Annotated in this window: 12 protein-coding genes and 1 pseudogene; 10 read left to right on the forward strand and 3 right to left on the reverse strand. The window is 55.8% G+C overall.

Annotated features, from left to right (window positions below; translation table 11 throughout):
• Positions 1 to 9: 9 nt before the first annotated feature.
• Entirely contained in the window at positions 10 to 1,476 is a 1,467-nt protein-coding gene (locus JWR98_RS01645; RefSeq protein WP_205489178.1) for a DUF726 domain-containing protein, read from the forward strand.
• 83 nt (positions 1,477 to 1,559) lie between these two features.
• Here the strand turns inward: JWR98_RS01645 and JWR98_RS29210 are convergent, their stop codons facing one another.
• Positions 1,560 to 1,898, reverse strand: a complete 339-nt coding sequence (locus tag JWR98_RS29210) for a hypothetical protein (protein WP_341869702.1) — start codon at positions 1,896 to 1,898, stop codon at positions 1,560 to 1,562.
• A 656-nt stretch (positions 1,899 to 2,554) separates the two neighbouring features.
• On the opposite strand from JWR98_RS29210, the gene JWR98_RS01655 reads away from it, so the two are divergent.
• The 4 genes from JWR98_RS01655 to JWR98_RS01670 are packed head-to-tail and all read left to right on the forward strand — an operon-like array spanning position 2,555 to position 8,859.
• Positions 2,555 to 4,261 (forward strand): dynamin family protein, encoded by a 1,707-nt coding sequence (locus JWR98_RS01655; protein WP_205489179.1) that lies wholly within the window; start codon positions 2,555 to 2,557, stop codon positions 4,259 to 4,261.
• Positions 4,262 to 4,310: 49 nt separating this feature from the next.
• On the forward strand, positions 4,311 to 6,518 hold the full coding sequence (locus JWR98_RS01660) for a dynamin family protein (protein ID WP_205489180.1): 2,208 nt from the start codon (positions 4,311 to 4,313) through the stop codon (positions 6,516 to 6,518).
• Positions 6,515 to 8,326 carry a hypothetical protein gene (locus JWR98_RS01665; RefSeq protein WP_205489181.1) on the forward strand — a complete coding sequence of 604 codons (1,812 nt, stop codon included), beginning with the start codon at positions 6,515 to 6,517 and terminating at the stop codon, positions 8,324 to 8,326. Before JWR98_RS01660 ends, JWR98_RS01665 begins: the two co-directional genes overlap by 4 nt.
• Entirely contained in the window at positions 8,320 to 8,859 is a 540-nt protein-coding gene (locus JWR98_RS01670; RefSeq protein WP_205489182.1) for a hypothetical protein, read from the forward strand. Before JWR98_RS01665 ends, JWR98_RS01670 begins: the two co-directional genes overlap by 7 nt.
• Positions 8,860 to 9,229: 370 nt before the next feature.
• Here the strand turns inward: JWR98_RS01670 and JWR98_RS01675 are convergent, their stop codons facing one another.
• Positions 9,230 to 10,282: an ADP-ribosylglycohydrolase family protein gene (locus JWR98_RS01675; protein ID WP_057711138.1), complete on the reverse strand. Its 1,053-nt coding sequence runs from the start codon at positions 10,280 to 10,282 to the stop codon at positions 9,230 to 9,232.
• A gap of 10 nt (positions 10,283 to 10,292) precedes the next feature.
• Positions 10,293 to 10,550 (reverse strand): hypothetical protein, encoded by a 258-nt coding sequence (locus JWR98_RS01680; RefSeq protein ID WP_015093398.1) that lies wholly within the window; start codon positions 10,548 to 10,550, stop codon positions 10,293 to 10,295.
• 120 nt (positions 10,551 to 10,670) lie between these two features.
• On the opposite strand from JWR98_RS01680, the gene JWR98_RS01685 reads away from it, so the two are divergent.
• From JWR98_RS01685 to JWR98_RS01700, 5 genes and pseudogenes are all read left to right on the forward strand, one after another.
• Entirely contained in the window at positions 10,671 to 11,546 is an 876-nt protein-coding gene (locus JWR98_RS01685) for a BrxR family helix-turn-helix transcriptional regulator (protein ID WP_057711074.1), read from the forward strand.
• 276 nt (positions 11,547 to 11,822) lie between these two features.
• Positions 11,823 to 12,194: a hypothetical protein gene (locus JWR98_RS29935; RefSeq protein WP_341869701.1), complete on the forward strand. Its 372-nt coding sequence runs from the start codon at positions 11,823 to 11,825 to the stop codon at positions 12,192 to 12,194.
• The gene (locus JWR98_RS01690) at positions 12,110 to 13,933 is read left to right on the forward strand and encodes an AAA family ATPase (RefSeq protein ID WP_341869700.1); all 1,824 of its coding nucleotides are present in this window, start codon (positions 12,110 to 12,112) and stop codon (positions 13,931 to 13,933) included. Before JWR98_RS29935 ends, JWR98_RS01690 begins: the two co-directional genes overlap by 85 nt.
• Before the next feature lie 92 nt (positions 13,934 to 14,025).
• Positions 14,026 to 15,037 (forward strand): annotated as a pseudogene (locus tag JWR98_RS01695) (helix-turn-helix transcriptional regulator).
• A gap of 1,405 nt (positions 15,038 to 16,442) precedes the next feature.
• Positions 16,443 to 17,210: an SIR2 family NAD-dependent protein deacylase gene (locus JWR98_RS01700; RefSeq protein WP_078734711.1), complete on the forward strand. Its 768-nt coding sequence runs from the start codon at positions 16,443 to 16,445 to the stop codon at positions 17,208 to 17,210.
• Positions 17,211 to 17,216: the final 6 nt, after the last annotated feature.

Here is a 17,216-nt window from a genome sequence, read left to right on the forward strand (position 1 = left end):
CCCCGTCACGTGAGCCATACATTCAAATTCCTGAGCCTCCCTCACCGTTCAGGAGAGGTCGCAAACGTCTTCATCCATGGCTACTCCGCCGGCCACGACATGGAAGACCGGTGCGCGCTGCGAAAGTGCATCCCTTCGTCCCTGCACAACTGCGTCAACATCTTTGCTTTCTGGCCGTCGGGTCACTGGAGTCAGTTCGATGCGTTGTCCAGCGGCGGAGTGTCGGCGATCACCCGGGTCAATGTCTTAGCGGGCGCTGCGGCTGCAGTGGTCGACCGCGCCGTGCACTTCAACAGCAGTCGCAAACGCGCAACCGCCATGGGCAAGACACTGCTGTCACAACTCGAGCGCTACCTCCTCGAATTTCATCCTTACGTGTCGAAGATCAACCTGGTCGGGCATTCACTTGGCGGACGGGTCGTCGTCAGTGCGCTGCTCGACATGCTGCACAAGCCCGCCAATCACGACCTCGAAATCGGCGACGTGCTGTTGATGGCCGCAGCTACCGAACTGTCGGGCAATGAGGCGCGTGCCATCCGCAAGCGCACCAACTGCAAGCTGTACAACGCTTACTCAAAAGATGATGACATTCTGCGGTTGAATATCGGGGAAAACAGCGCCGGCCGCCAACCAGTTGCCAACTGCAAAAATGTGCGCATGGAATCTTTCGGCCACACGGACTATTGGCCGCGACTGGAGCAGGTACTGAGAGAATCAGGTTTCCACAGTTACCAAAGTGGCCTACCCGTTTCTCTTCAGCCCCACCCCATCATCAAGAACCCCGATCCTGTGGTAACCGACCACTTTCTGTACGACCTGCTCGAACTGACCAGCGACCGCATCCGCGGCCAATTCGCCAAGCACTTGCGTAGCAGCAGCTGGACGACGCTGGAAACCGATCATTCGCTCTACCTGCTGAGCAAGGAATTCCAACTTCTGGGCGGGCACTGCCTGGTCAACGTGGCACGCGGCCGGGGCCTGAAGTATGTGCAGATTCTGTTGATGCTGGCGGAGCATTACGATCTGCTGAGCGAGTTACACAACTGTGCGCAGGTGGTGGAGATGGAAGCGCTACTGATCAGCACGTGTTTCCGCTCTTCGTTCGGTGAGGCTCATGTGCTTGCTTCGCGACAGGAGATTACTGAGCATATGGCGGCCATGACAGAGAAAGGCTACTTCGAACAGGTCGATAGCCTGGCCGCCAGCCTGACCATTACCTCCTATTTCTCGACTCCGGAGCCACCGGCGCCTGTGTATCGAAACAGCAGCTCGGCATTGTCGAGCGAGAGCAATGGATTGGCACTGGCCTCAATATCAATGCTTCCGTCGCTGACCGGGCTGATCTCGACCGAACGCATCAAGGCCGCAGTCACCAACCTGAAAAGCGCGGTCAAACCCGGCTACTCTGCGTTGATTCCAGCGGTCGCAATTCTGTTCTATGCGCGCTTGCAACTGAACAACGAAGGGCTGCGTTAGCACTCTGCAAAATGCCTGACCAGCCATGCCGCTGGCCAGGCACGGGAGATCGAACCTGATCTCGCCCTTGCCGCGAGCGCAGCCTATCCCCCGCTCCTAGTCTCGCTGAGCTTGCGCTCGAGTAACGCGAGCAAGTCGTCAGCATCCATTTTCTGAAAGCCACTTTCCTCTTGCTCTAGAATCATCGCAGCAAACGCCTCGCTGTACTCGAGCTCTTCCTCACCTGCAACTGGCGCACTAGCAGGGCTACCGCCCCAGACACGAGTGAAAATGCAGTGGACGCCTCTTCCAACCCCCCCTTTACCGCCATACAGGTAGATGTAGTAAGCCAGGAAGGCCAAATAGAGGCCGAAACCAATCTTGAAAGGACGGGACATTATCGCAAAGCCGATCAATGCGATGACGAGACCAATAACAACCACAATTAATTGCTGCTCCTGTCAGCTCGCGGGATAACCAAGCGAGGCCCACCACCCAAAACGCGACCGGCACAATATCAATAAGACATCACCAAAAAAATAATTGCAGCGCCACACGCTCACTGTCGAGCAAAAAACTTGGCCTGCTTTCGTTCTCCCCCACCCCGCTAGCTGTAAAACGAATAACGCCTAAATACTGGTTAAATACACAGGTAAAACTTTCAGGCATGCACCTCCGCACAAGGGCTTGAGAATGCGTCTTTCCGCTGAAGAAATCGTCGGAATATGGGCGTTTTGTTGACAGTTTACGATACCGAATCAAAGTGCCATCATGCAGGCAAATCACATCGCGCCGATCTATAGGATTTACCCAACGCCATCTCATCCGGGAAGCGATATGACGTCAGTTACAGGACATGCGCGATCAATACCCTATAAACAAGGACGTGTTCATGCCTTTGCCCCACGCCTTCAATTGCACTCAATGCTTTTGGACCGACGCTAAGCAGTGACGCGCTGACCTGGTGAACGGCGGGCCGGAGCCCTTCTCGCACGACGAATTAAAAACCAACAGTACCCTGAATATCCCAACGCTTAAGCCTCAGTGCCCTCTATGCCGAGGCTTCGCGCAGCCCCTCAACACTTAAAGGATTATCACCATGCTCGACAGCCAGAAAGCGTTCGCCACCTACTTGAAGAAAATGCAGGCGCTGCTCAACGGCCAAGCGTTTTCATTCGATCAGTCACTGCTCCCCAAAGTAATGGAGACCGAGCTTGTAGTTCCCGTAATCGGGGCCTTCAGCGCCGGTAAGAGCTCACTTTTGAACGCGCTGATGGGCAAGGACATATTGCCGGTTGGGATTGCGCCGGAAACTGAACTGGCGACCGAACTGCGTTATTCCTCCGAGCCCTATCTGCTGGCGATCAAGCCCGATGGTGTGCAGGAACGCTTGCCTGTCGAAGCGTTGAGCTCAATCAATCGTCGCTCCAGCGAGTTTTCACATTTGCGCCTGTACCTCGACAGCGAGGCGTTGAAAGCCATTGCGCCTCTGGTACTGGTCGACATGCCCGGGTTTGGCTCATCGCTGGAAAACCACAACAAGGCGATTGCTTACTACCTGCCGCGCGGTGTGCATTTTGTGGTGCTGACCAGCATCGAGGACGGCAACATTACGCAATCGATGCTGCGCAAACTCGACGAGCTGAAAACCTATAACACGGACTTCACGTTCCTACTAAGTAAATGTAATCTGCGCGCCGCCGACCAAGTGGAAGACGTGCAGGCTTACATTGACGACCAGCTCGGGGTGTATTTCGGCGAGCATTGCCGCAGCATTACGCTCGGCAACCGGGGCGGCGAAGAACTAACGCGTGCGTTGACCGCCTTGCAGCCCGACGCGCTGTTCTCGCGTCTGTTCATCGACATCCTCAAGGATCAGAACTTTGAATTGCTGGCGCAGATCAACCTAGCGCTGAGCATGCTGAAAAAGGACAAGACCGAGAGCGAGCAAACCGCGCGCGCACTCGAACAGGCCTTGGTCAAGCTGCTGGAGCAACGCAAGGATGTGGAGTCGGACCTGAAGGATCGCTACTCGGGGAAAATGCTCGACCGTAGCCTGCGCGGTCTGGACAACGCGCTGAATGATTCCCTGGACGAACTGGTCACGCTGGGCAGCAGCAAGAACTCGAGCGCCCTGTCGAATGCCCTCTCCGACATCATCCGCAGCAGCCTGGCCAGCACGATCAAATCTGAAGTGCAGGACATCTCCACCAGCATGGTCGACCGGATTGCCAGTAACCTGAGTGCCACCAGCAGCCAGATGTCTGTGCTGGACATCAGTGGTAACTGGAGCGAAGAGCTTTCCAACAAGGTCAAGTTCTCGCTGGAACGCACCACGGAAATGCTCAGCGACTGGTCTACACGCCTGAGCAACCGGGCCGAGGACGACAAAAAAAGCGGCGTCATGCTCTATCGCAGCCTTTCAACCGTGCTCGCCGTCACCACCACCGTGGTCAATCCACTGGTAGAGCTGGTGATCATTTTCCTGCCCGAAATCCTCAAGATGTTTAAAGGCGGCGGTAACGAGCGCGAGACGTTTCGCCAGAAACTGACCGGCGAAGTATTCCCCAACATCAAGGCGGAACTGCGCGGAAAGATTCCGGCAATTATCGACGAACAGCTCAACGCCATGCTGAAGAAGATCAGCGACGGCTTCGAAGAGCAGATCAACAAGCAAAAACACGTAATCGACTCAATCGCACAAGAAAGCCTGCAGCTTGAAGCTCAGATCAGCGAAAAGACCGCTGTTCTGGAAAACCTTGCTAACGCAGTAAAAGCCGCTGCAAACGAACACCTCTACAAGTAAGGCGGACGACCTAATGGATTACCAATCACTCGTCGCTTTTAGCGAAAACTTGCACACACTGGCCGCAAGTAACCAGGACCTGTTTGAGCGCGAAATCGAGCAATTCAAGCGGCTAAACGGCATCGACCAACCGCAACAGCTCGCGCAAGCATGCCAGACTCTGCAAGACCAGAACCGGCTGATGAACATCGGTATTGTCGGTCGCGTGAAAGCTGGAAAGTCGTCACTGCTCAATGCGTTGATCTTTGATGGCGAGCCGATCCTACCCAAAGCCGCAACGCCCATGACTGCTGCGTTGACCACCATCACCTGGGGCGAAGTGTTCCAGGCCAAAGTCGAGTTCTACAGCGAAACGGATATCGCCGCGATCCGCTTCAAGTCGGACCAGTTCGAGCAACGGCTGGCCGCGCGCAAGCGCGAATGCCTGGAAGAGCTGGTGAAGCGCCGTAACGCCCAGGCCAATGACGCGCCCCTCGATATGGCGCAGCTGACGCTCATGGCCGATAAAAAAGCCATGAGTGAACTGCAACGCGAAGAAGGCTTGTTCGCGGCATACGACCAGTACCAGCGTATGAAGAGGTCTGGTCTCGATGCGGCCACTCTGCACTTGCACAGCGAGATTCAGGCAGGTAACCCGAAAGAGCTGGCGGCTCGTTTGCACAACTATGTAGGTGCCGACGGCACGTACATGCCGTTCACCAAGACGGTTCATGTCGCCATGCCGCTCGAGGCGCTGCGCGATATCTGCATAATCGATACCCCCGGCATGAACGATCCGGTCCAGTCGCGCGAAGAGCGCACGGTCGAACTGCTGAAAACCTGCGACGTGGTGTTCATCGTCAGCCCGGCCGGCCAGTTCCTCAATGAGCAAGACCTTGAGGTGATGGGGCGTATTACCCAAAAGGAAGGCATTCAGGAACTGGTACTGGTTGCCAGCCAGATCGACACACAGCTGTACGGCAGCGAAAAGCGCGCGCGCTTGAGCGATGCAGTGGAAGCCATCCGCACCCAACTGTCGGCGCGGGCGCAGAGCACCCTGACAGACCTCAAGCTGAGCAGCCCGGAGGTAGGCTCGGTGTTCGACAACCTGATCGGCTCGGTGCACCGTAACCTGCTGCATAGCTCAGGCTTGTGCCACAGCCTCAACCGCCGCTTCAACTCGCAAGAAACCTGGGACTCGAACGAGCAGGTGACGTGGGACAACCTGTCCACCGATTACCCGGATTACTTCACCCGCGATAATCAGGAACTGTCGTTGAGCAGCCTGGACAGCCTGGCGAATATTGACGCGATCAACGCCATGCTTGCACAGGTGCGTGAGAAGAAAGCTGAGATCACACGCGAAAAAATCGCCAACCTAATGGTTCGCAAACAAAAGAACCTTGAGGCATTCAAGGCGCTGCTCATCAACTTGGCGCGTAACCAAGTCATCCAGATCAAGAACGCCAATGTGGATCAGCTGGACGAGCAGCTGGCTTCGTTGGAGTCGAAGCGACTGGATCTCTCGCTGGAACTGGATGTCAGCTTCAAATACACCATGGCTGACTACCGCCAGAAGTTGCGTGACGACATGCGCAAGATAGCTGCGCAATTGCTCCGTGAGACACAGTCCACTGTTAAAGACGCGGAAGGCTCTTTCAGTGAAACCATTACAGTCGACAACGACGGGGTTGGAAGTTGGATTGCCCGCAAACTATGGGGTGGCGGTACTACAGAAAAAACGGTCGTCCGCGCCAAGATCATCAGTAGCCAAGTCATCTCCACCATCAACGAGTTCATGAACGACATCCAAGATGAGCTGGGTGCCAAGGTGGAGAGCTCTCACCGTGGATTGAACGAAGAACTGGCCCGGAACCTCACCCCGAAGATCCGTGAGGTACTTGAACAAGATGCCAATGGGCAAATGATCAAGCTCGCGATTAACTCAATCATTGATTCTATTCCAGATGATGACTTTGACCTGAGCATTCCTTTGCCCGAGAGCCTGAAAAGCAACGGCACGCTCAAGGGCTACGAAGCTGAACGCTTCAAGGACGCAGCCGATGACTTCATCGGTTCGTTGGGCAGCAAGGTCAAAAGCAAGATCAGTTCGTTTATCAACGATGTTGAGCGCAAAGCGCCTTCCACCATCTCCGATTCGTTCGTCGACGAGATTCAACGCAGGATCAATGTGCTCAAGGATCAGGTCGACAACGCGGCTCAAACCATTGATCGGCTTGAACGTCTGGCGCGCAAGGCCGAAGAGGTCACCCTGTGAGCAACCCGCCAAGTATCAATGAACAGGCACGATCGACGCTGGAGTCGCTCTCCCGGTTCTGGCAGTTCAAGCGTAAGAAGTTGGCAACTGAACTTAAGGGGCATCTGGACGATGCCCAGTGGCAACTCGACACGTTGTTTAGCACTAATCAGCAATTGACCACTCAGTGCGCTGGCCAGAACGACGAAATCGGCTTTCTGAAGTCGCGCAACGACTCGCTTACCGAGGCTTTGCAGGTTGAAACAGCCAACATGGCGTCGACCGCCGAAGCCCTTGCGCAGGAGAAGAGCAAGCTCCAGAAGGCCATGCTCGCGCTGACCCAGGCCAAGGTTTACACGAAGGACCTGGAAGAGCGACAGGCTCAGGCCTTGGCCCAGATCGCAGGGCTCGAAGAGCACCTTGCCGATCACAAGCAGCAGCTTGTCGACAAGGAACAGTGCATCACAGAGCTTCAGCGCACGCTGACCAATACTAGACAGCAGCTCGAAGAACTGAATAACGTCAAACAGATGTTGACCGATCAGTGCGCCGAGCAGGCAGAGCAGATCCGCACGCTGGAATCGCGTAATGAGGTGCTCACCACCCAGTTGCAGGCAGAACGGGTCAATGCGGCAGAGCAGGAAGAGCGTAAGGTTCAGGCGCTTGCCGAGATCGCCTCCCTTAAAGAGCACCTGGCAGATCGCAAGCAAGAACTGATCGAAAAAGAACAGCGTATCGCTGAACTTCTACACACGCTGTCCGACGCGCGCCAGCAGATCGAAGCATTGAACGACGCCCAACACCGGTTGACCGAACAGTGCGCCGGGCAGGCTGCGCAAATCGGCTCGCTGGAGTCGAACAATGAAGCGCTCACTGCCCAGCTGGAGGCAGAACGGGCCAATGCTGCGGAGCTGGAAGAACGCAAGGCTCAGGCACTGGCACAAATAGCCGAACTGGAGACGTATCTGGAGGAACATAAAAACCAGTTACTGTCCACGGAGCAGAACGTCGACTTGCTGGAAAGCCTGACCGAGCAACTCAAGGCCTCTCAGCAGCACCTGGAGAACAACTACGCAGACATCAACAAGCAACACCTGTCGCTCACTGAAAAATTTTCCCTGGTGAGCAAAGTCCTGGCCCAGCAACCACCCACCAATGAACAGCTGGATAGATTCGCCGACCTGATCAACCACGACTACATGGAGTTCGCCAGTCGCGAATCGTCGTTGGCCGGCGAAGCCCAGGCAATGCTCGATATGCAGGCGATTCTCGCCGAGATGCAGATGCTGAACAACTTCCCGAGCATTGCCGGCAAAACCATCCTGAGCATTGCTGGCGGCTTCAGTAGCGGCAAGTCGGCGTTCGTCAACAGCTTCATCCATAACCCAAGCGTGCAACTGGCGACTGGCATTAACCCGGTGACCGTGGTACCCAGCTACGTTGTATGTTCCGAAGAAACCCGGATCAAGGGCTATTCGTATAACGGAGGGGCCATCGACCTGGAGCCCAGCCTGTACGCATCCATGTGCCACGAATATGTCCAGGCCTTCGGCTTCGACCTACGGCGCATCCTGCCCTTCATCAGCGTCAAGGTTCCCATGGATCCGGACTTGTTCGGCAACCTGTGCATCATCGATACGCCCGGCTACAACCCTGGTAATACGGGTGGGGCTGCGGCTTCCGACCGCAGCACTGCAGCTTCCCTGGTCAATCAGGCATCGGCACTGGTCTGGGTCATCGGACTCGACCGGCCGGAACCATCGACCAGTCCGATATCGAGTTCATCGAATCCACGCCGTTTCGCGGAGAGTCGCTGTACATCGTGCTGAACAAGGCAGATGTGAAGTCTCAAGACGACATTAGCCAGATCATGGATCAGGTAGCCGACGACCTGAGCTTTGCTGGTATCGAATACGCGGGCATGTGCGCCTATTCATCCACACGCAAGAAAGACTACCCCTCGAGCCGCCGGACGTTTGACCAGTTCCTGCGCTCTATCAACCGTAAAGTGGATGTGGTCGGGAAAGTTACCAGCAAGCTCGACGCAGTGTTCGATGCCTACAAGCAGGCCCTCAAAACCGATATAGCGCAGCTGGAGAGCCGCAAAGGCGAGTTCAACGGGTTCAAGCTCGATGCGCTGGAAATAGGGGGAACGGTGTTGTTCGACAGAATAGATCGAGCATTTCCCATATCTGAGCAAATGTTCGATTCTTCCGGGCTGGAAAAACTGGTGGATGAATGCGAGGGCCTTCGTCGAAAGCTCAAGCTGGCCGCTCGAAAAGCCTTGGAGGCTTGCGAACTCGTTCGCACGAGAACCTCTGCCGAGCCTGATGACTTTCTGCGCACTCGAATACGCCGCTAAATGCCTGAACGCGCACTTTTGGGAACCCGGGTCTGCCCTATAACAGGCCCTTACAGGCCAGGATGCACATCCCCGGCCTGTACGTTAGTCGATCAGGCAGGTGCTACGGTCATCCGCCACCCGCTCAAAATCGCCGCCGCGCCAACAGCTCCGCCACCGCCCCCGCAAACCACCCCGCAGGGCGCATCTTCAGCGCCTTGCTCCCACACTTCGGGCACTGATCGATCCACTCACCGGGCGCCAACGCATCACTCTGCGGAGCCACTGTTTTCGTCCAACCACAACCTTCACATTCAAAAGTGAAGGGTCTGGGTTTGATCGGCATTTTAAGCTCCTTTTCCGCTGCGCAAGTTCACTGCCTTCACCGTGCTCAACTCCCCGGATACGCCAGTTCAATCTGCTCATCAAACTCGCCGTCAAGCCCACAGTACGCATGCGCAACGTGTTCAAGATCTTCAGCTACCTGCGTAATCACCTGACGCAGTTCCAGGCGCTCGAGCCAGCGAGCAGGAACGGTGGCGGTGCCATACTGCGCGCCCAACAAGTGCCCGACGACAAGCCCTGTACTGCTGCTGTCACCACTGTGATTGACCGCCGTGACCAGCCCTTCTTCAAGTGATCGTGCGGTCAGCGCGCACCACAGGCCGATGGCCAGCGCCTGTTCTGCGACCCAGCCACCGCCAAAATCGTCGATGCGTTGCGGGGTGGGCAAGTAACCCTCGTAAAAGTACAACAGCACGCGCTCGATGAGGTTGCGAGTTTCTTCCATGCCAGGCACTTGCCCATACCTGGCCAGACTTTGAGTCACTGCGTGTTCCAGGCTGTCGCGTCGATCGACAACACGCTGAAGAATGTCGGCAAACAGCCCAGCCGCCAGATAGCATGTCGGATGCCCGTGCGTCAGCCGTCCGGACTGGGCCGCGTGGTGGAATGCATTGGCAAAGAATGCACAGGGTGCAGCACGGACCAAGGCACCGTTGCCTTTGCTGTGGTTTTCGGCAACCGCCCCAAGCCACCCACTGGCCTTGAGTGCACTCAGGCAAGTTGAGTCGGGGGCACGCCTCGACCAGAGCTCCACATCCTTGATCAGCCAGCCATCTGTGGCGACCGGTATCAGCGAGGGGTAATCCTGGGTCGTCAGCCAACGTAGCAATGCGTGATGAATAATGCTGGGGACATGGCAAGGCTGCCGTGAACTCCCAAGCACATATGCCCGCAGCAAGCCTTCTGCGGTGAACAGCATCATCTGCGTGCTGTCGCCGATGGAGCCGGTGATGCCATACGCCGGGGCAAAATCAATCATGCCCTGCGGACCGAACCTGGCCTCGATGAGCGGCCACTCGAGAAACTCCACGGGGGCGCCAAGCGCATCACCGACAGCGCCACCCAGCAGGCAACCTTTGATCAGCTCAAGTCTGTTCATGTCCATTCCCTTATCCCTCAGCCGGGATCAATTCCTGCAAAATCACCAGCTTTCTTTGCAACTGCTCGATGTGTGCTTTTTCAGCGCGCAGTGCCGAACGCAACTCGCGGTTCTCTGCCTCCCAAATCCGTGCCCAGCGCGCACTCTTTTGGCAATCCATAGCCATCTGCCAGAGGTCACGCAACCTCAACCACTGATGCAGTAACACCAGCAGTATTGCCACCATCATCACCAACGCCCCTGTCGAAACCAATTCCGACATACTCATGCCCACTTCCTTCCGTGACTTCAATTCATTTCGAATGCCAGACACAAGATATGTAGTGTTAAGTGACAGGTCTAGAATGTAGACTTATACAGGTAAAGTATTCACGCACATGGAGAGGGTATGAAACGCAAACAATCCATCGAACAGGTCCGCTGGGACCTGGCACTTCGCTATCGCTTGATCGAGACAGTTGCCTGGTGGGAGGGCCGGTTGACCACGGGACACTTGATACAGAGCTTCGGCATCAGCCGTCAGCAGGCGTCCAAGGACATCAACACCTACATCACGGAACATGCGCCCAAAAATCTTACATATGACAAAAAAATAAAGGGTTACGTACCCAGCAAGACGTTCACCCCGCTGTTCATCGACGACAGCGCCAGCGCCTATTTGCACCTGCTTTATCAGAACAACGAACGCGCCCCGCACATCGATGGACTCGCCCTAGCCTACGCCCACACCAAGGTGCTGGAGGTCCCGGATCGCCCGATTCGCCCAGAGGTACTACGCCCGCTGCTCAAAGCGTGTCGCGATGGCCTGCGCCTGGAAACCGAGTACGTGTCGCTCAATACCCCTAACGTGGAAATTCGTCTCATCGCCCCTCACACGTTGGTCTACACCGGTATGCGCTGGCATGTGCGGGCTTACTGCGAGAAGAACGCCCAGTACCGCGACTTTGTGCTCAGCCGTCTACGGGGCCAGCCGGATTTGCTCGACGAATCGCCAAACACTCGTGAGCTGGATGAAGACTGGAACACCGAAATACCGGTGATATTTGCCGCCGATGGGCGATTGAACGCGGCGCAGAAGTCAATCATCGAAACCGACTTCGGCATGGTTGATGGCCAGCTAGTTGTGCCCAGTCGCAGGGCGCTGGTGAAGTATGTATTGCAACGCTATCAGATCGACCCCAGAAACCTGACCACTAATCCTGAAGCGCAACAAATCGTGGTGACCAATCTCAAGGAACTGAAGCCTTGGCTTATGAATGATTGACGCTCAAGTGGTGGATGGCGTGGACTTCCACGCCGGGAATCCGGCCTCCTTCTCACTGTTGACTGAGGTTCGCACTTGCAGTCTGACACTCAAGATCCCGAGGTGAGGAGAGTCCATCCCGTTGCTTCTGATTCATCACCAGCAAGGACTGCGCATCAGAATGCCAGCCTCTTTCGACACGGCATCTATCGCCATTCCACCCCTGACCCGAGCGCGACACATTACGACGCACCTTGGCCTCATGATCATGTCTTGCCAGTATCAGGAGTAGTCGTCGTGCCCATCCCGCGTTCGCTGAATCGCAGTAATGTACGTAGTTCCGGCCCCCATAACGCGGACACCTGCGCCCTGACCCTGAAGTGGTCGTTCATGATGATGCTCGATCTTGGCGGGCATCGGAATCTTATCCAGCGGCATGGCTTTAACGATGACGAACTGGCCATCGAACTGGGCCTGCAAGCGCTGGCCGATGAAGAGGATTTCCACCCACGCCAGGCGCTCTTGCGCTTGAAGGGCGAACGCAAGCTGTTTGATGAGACGTTCACCAGCTACGATACCCCGACATGCTGGAAGAAAATCTTGAGGCGCTGGGAGAGTTGCTCGAACTTGATGCGGCGGAACTCCGCATTCTCGGTTTTTGTGTCCTGATGCATACCGATCCGACGCTCACCAACGCTGCCGACGAGCTGGGAATGCTCGGTTTCAACCGCATGCTCGCTGTACTCAGCACCCTGTTGGATATTCCACAGCTGCAACTGACACGGTATCTGAGCAACGACGGTCAACTGGTCCGGTCGGGTCTGCTTGAAGTCAATACCCTGTCCTGCTCGGTCACCACCCTGAGCAGCCGCTTGAGCGTGGGTAATTCTGATTTGCCGGGATTGATGCGTTTCAATCAGGACGAGCCCATCGAGTTGTTCAAGTATGCGTTCAGGCTTAGCCCGCCGGGTGAGCTCGGGCTCGATATATACGAACACCTGCGTCAGCACGTAGATATCGCCCAAGCCTACCTGGCCAAGGGATTGGTCGAAGGCCGAAGCGGGGTAAACACTCTGCTTTATGGCCCGCCAGGTACGGGTAAGACACAGTTGAGCCGCCTGCTCGCCAAAACACTGAATACCGATCTGTATGAGATCGCCTGCACCGACAGTGACGGCGATCCGGTCAGTGCCAGCCAGCGCTTGTGCGCATTGCGCTCGGCCATGAGCGTCTTGCATTCGCACAAATCGCTGCTGGTCCTGGATGAAATCGAAGACATTTTCGATAGCCCCACACCCATGGGTATGGGTGCCCGCAGCAAGGCACAGAAAGGCTGGATCAATCGGATGCTCGAAGAAAACGCCCTGCCCTGCTTTTGGCTGAGCAACAGTGTCGAGTCGCTGGATGCGGCGCACATTCGCCGCTTTGATCTGGTCATCAACCTGCCAAACCCGCCTCGGGCACAGCGCGAGCAAATCATTAGGGAGTGCAGCGCCGACAAGCTGGGCAATGAGCTTGTGGAGAAACTTATCGATCATGAACATGCAACACCGGCAGTGATCACTCGCGCGGTTCGCATCGCCCGCAGCCTGAATCCCCGCGCCGGCAAAAAGCTTGATGCAACGGGCGAGTGCCTGGTCGACAGCACACTCAAAGCCCAAGGTTTTGACAAGTTGGAGGGCGCACAGGGCCAGCGATTGCCGAGCTTTTACTCGCCTGAACTGATCAACACCGATGTACCGCTCGATGGTCTGGTCGAAGGTTTACGCAAGCACGCTGAAGCACGCTTATGTTTCTACGGGCCTCCTGGCACTGGCAAAACCGCCTTCGGCTGTTGGTTAGCACAGGAACTGGACAGGCCACTGATGGTGCAACGGGTATCTGATCTTGTTTCCCCGTATGTGGGCCAGACCGAACAGAATCTTGCCGAAGCTTTTGCACAAGCCACTCAGGACGGCGCGGTACTGCTCTTCGATGAAGTCGACAGCTTTTTGCAGGATCGACGCAAGGCAAAGCAAAGCTGGGAAGTGACAGCGGTAAACGAAATGCTCACCCAGATGGAAAGCTATCGTGGCCTGTTCATTGCCTCAACGAACTTGATCCGTGATCTGGACGAAGCATCGCTGCGCCGCTTCGACATGAAAATCTACTTTGGTTACCTGGACCAACCCCAGGTACAGCAACTGTTCAGCACCCACTTGCAGGCACTTAAACTCAAGGACCCCACCAAGACGGCAAGCCTGCGGCTGAGAAGCGAACAGCAATTGACCCCAGGCGACTTTGCCTCGGTGGCCAGGCAAGCGCGCTTCAAACCCTTCGCCAATGCGAACGAGTTGGCCTGCGCGCTCATCGCTGAAACCCGCCTCAAAACTGCCGGGAAGCAGAGACCTATAGGGTTTGTACACTGACAGCGGACGTTCGGACGGGTGTTGACTGGCTTAGTGCCATCTATCACCCTTGTCGCCATACCGAGCTTAAGCACTACACAAGGAAGCCTGTCTTGCCCTCTGCCAAAGCCCAATCCACCGTCAGCCGTCAGTGGGAATTGCTTCGCCAGTTGCCATCCAGATCACCCGGAATCACCACCGCCGAACTCGCCACGCGCCTACACTTATCGGGTTATAAAATCAGCCGGCGTACGATTGAACGCGACCTGATCGATCTGTCGCTGATGTTCCCCCTGCAATGCAATGACGCAAGCGCGCCTTACGGTTGGTACTGGCAACCCGGTGTCAGCGTCGAATTGCAGGGAGTTACCCTGACCGAGGCGTTGAGCCTGGCTCTAGTCGAAGACGCAATCCGCCCACTGCTGCCTAACAGCATGCTCAGAGTGCTGGAGCCTCGTTTCAACCACGCGCGACAAAAACTCAAGTGATTGGGCGAGGAGAATCAAGCCGCACGCTGGCTGGATAAAGTAGCCAGCGTGCGCCCCGCACTTGAACCTGCAAGCGCCGGAGATTCCAGAGGAAATTCTGGAGACATTGCAACAGGCCTTGCTGGAGGAGAAACAGTTGCAATGTCAGTACTACTCCGCACACTCTGACAAAGTCAGCCAACTGAAACTCAATCCGCTGGCCCTGGTGCAACGTGGATTGATCACTTACCTGATCGGCACCGCCGACTCTTACACCGATGTGCGCCAGTACGCAGTCCATCGATTCCGCGAATTGTCCCTCTTGGAGTCCCCAACGCAGGGACTGAAGGATTTCAATCTACAGGCCTACTTGAATAGCGATGCGCTGCAGTTCGGCAATACAGAAAGAATCGCCTTCCAGGCTTGGCTAAGTGAAAAGCAAGCTCGCCTGCTGCGAGAAACGCCGCTGAGCGCAGATATGGCGCTAACCGACCTTGGCAATGGCGATGGCTATCGCGTCACAGCAACGATCAGCGATAGCTGGCAACTGCAGTGGTGGATCTTGTCGCTGGGCGATGCGCTAGTGGTTGAAATGCCGCTGAACCTACGCGAGCAAATTGCGCAAAAGCTGAGGAATGCTGCGGCTGGGTATGAGTGAGAGTGGAACCATGCAGGCTGAAAATAGCCGGTAATCGGAATCTCATCATCACGATTTTATCAGCATCGCACAATAAATAAGGACTTTAAATGACAGACGCCCTTGAATTCACTCCGAATCTCCGTCGGCCGAAAAAAATTGCACTGCTATTTGTCGTTGATACGTGGGGTATTGAGGGCCCATATGCTGACGGTAATTGGCATAAGTTGATCCATCAGGCAGCCCGTAGCTGGATAACGGAAAACCCCGATCAAGAGCCTGCCACATTATGTGTCGGTCGTGCGGCCGTGCGACTTTTTCGAAAATGGAACCTCGTGTTATATGACCTGTAGCACCAAGCTACCGGACATTTTTTTTGACCAACTCAATTCGTACATGGCTCAGTACTGTGGCCCCCATGTCACAGTGGCTGAGGTCGATTTCGATCTACCATTCAACAGCATCGAAGGGTGGCGCGCCTACCTTCACTTTGAGCAAGGTCAAATCTGGGAACAGTCAGACGCAATCAGTTGGCGTGCATTGGACTAGGGAGCTCACACAAAGCATGCACCGGGATGTCCGCTTCGGGCAGTTCACTGCCAATCATGGTGACGAGGCGTGCTCCGATGCAATCGGTGGTCAGATCGAATGCAAGCGGGTGGTCAAGTGGAGTGCAATTTCGCACGGCATTCCAATTGGTATTCCAACCAAAAATTGGAACCAATATTGACTCTATAAATCAATAACTTACCGAGCAGATTCAACTTACCCCGGCCCACCACTTCAACATCTAAAGACGTCCACGGACGTCTTTTTTTGTGCCTGAAATCCAGTAAATACGGGGGTTCAGGGCTGCTGGTTTCTCCCCGGCGTCAGGAATGATAGCGCGCGTTCAAAGCACAGATCTGTTGCGTCATCCCCTCCCTATCGCAAGCTTTATTCCATTTCGTCGCCTCGAAACTTGCTTGAGCCTCATGGGCACAGTTGGCTGGCGTTTCAGGTCGACCGCAAGGCTGAACAGTCGCGGGCGGGAATGCGCCCAGCGATCCAACTCGTCGCTGTAAGCGCCAGGCTCTGTACGAAATGCATCCGAGTTCACCCATGCCGCGTTGAAAACAGGCTCGATCGCAAGCCCGGTCGGGCGCGACCGGGTCGGAAAGCTCACTGGCAACCAGTCAACCCGAGAGAGGTCCCAGTCCGCTTCCTCGCCGGTTTTCGCCTTGCCGAACCTGCGTTTAAAAACCTTTCGTACACAACCTAAGAGGCTTTTTTATTTCGTGATTGCACGTAAAATTCGGCTCTGGAATTTTGGAAGCCAGAATCGTTCTGGTTTCGGATTTTCAGGTCTCGAGCCCCGCTCATACTAAGGACTGATTCGGTTAGCGCCATGTGCTGGTCACGTGGCGTAGGCCGTCAGAAAGGCGCCATGGACTTCACCAATTTTGATCCCGAATTGATCACTGCACTGAAAGGTGCGCAAAAGATCACCGTATTGACAGGAGCGGGTGTATCCGCTGAAAGCGGTATTCCGACGTTCCGCGATGCGCTGACCGGGCTCTGGGCGAATTTTGACGCGGAGAAGCTTGCCACGCCCGAAGCGTTCCAGCGCGATCCTGCCTTGGTGTGGGGCTGGTACGAGTGGCGCCGCGCGCAGGTTATTGCGACGCGGCCTAATGCCGCTCACGTGGCCATCTCAGAGCTCGCTCGCCGTGTCCCACAACTTACGGTGTTTACCCAGAACGTCGACGATCTGCATGAGCGTGCCGGAAGCACCGATGTGCAGCATCTTCACGGCAGTCTTCACCATCCGCGGTGCTTCGAGTGCGCGAGCCCGTACTCGTTGGTGGATAGCCTGTCTGAGGTTCCTGGGGTGGACGGGCGTTTGTCGCCACCCCAGTGCCAGACATGCGCAGGTAAGGTCAGGCCAGGCGTCGTATGGTTCAACGAGCTTTTGCCTGAGGGCATGCTAGATAGGGCATTTAAATCAGCCAGTTCATCCGATCTGCTCATCGTGGTGGGCACCTCGGGCAATGTTCACCCTGCCGCTCGGCTTCCAAAAGAGGCGAGCCGGGCGGGCTGCAAAGTTATCCAGATCAATCCAGAAAAAACCAAGCTCGACAGCGTCTGTACCTGGAATGTCCGGGGGAAGGCTGGAGTCGCCTTACCGGCATTAGTTAACTACGCCTTTATATGATTCGTG

Source organism: Pseudomonas lactucae, assembly GCF_016937615.1.
GTDB lineage: Bacteria > Pseudomonadota > Gammaproteobacteria > Pseudomonadales > Pseudomonadaceae > Aquipseudomonas > Aquipseudomonas lactucae.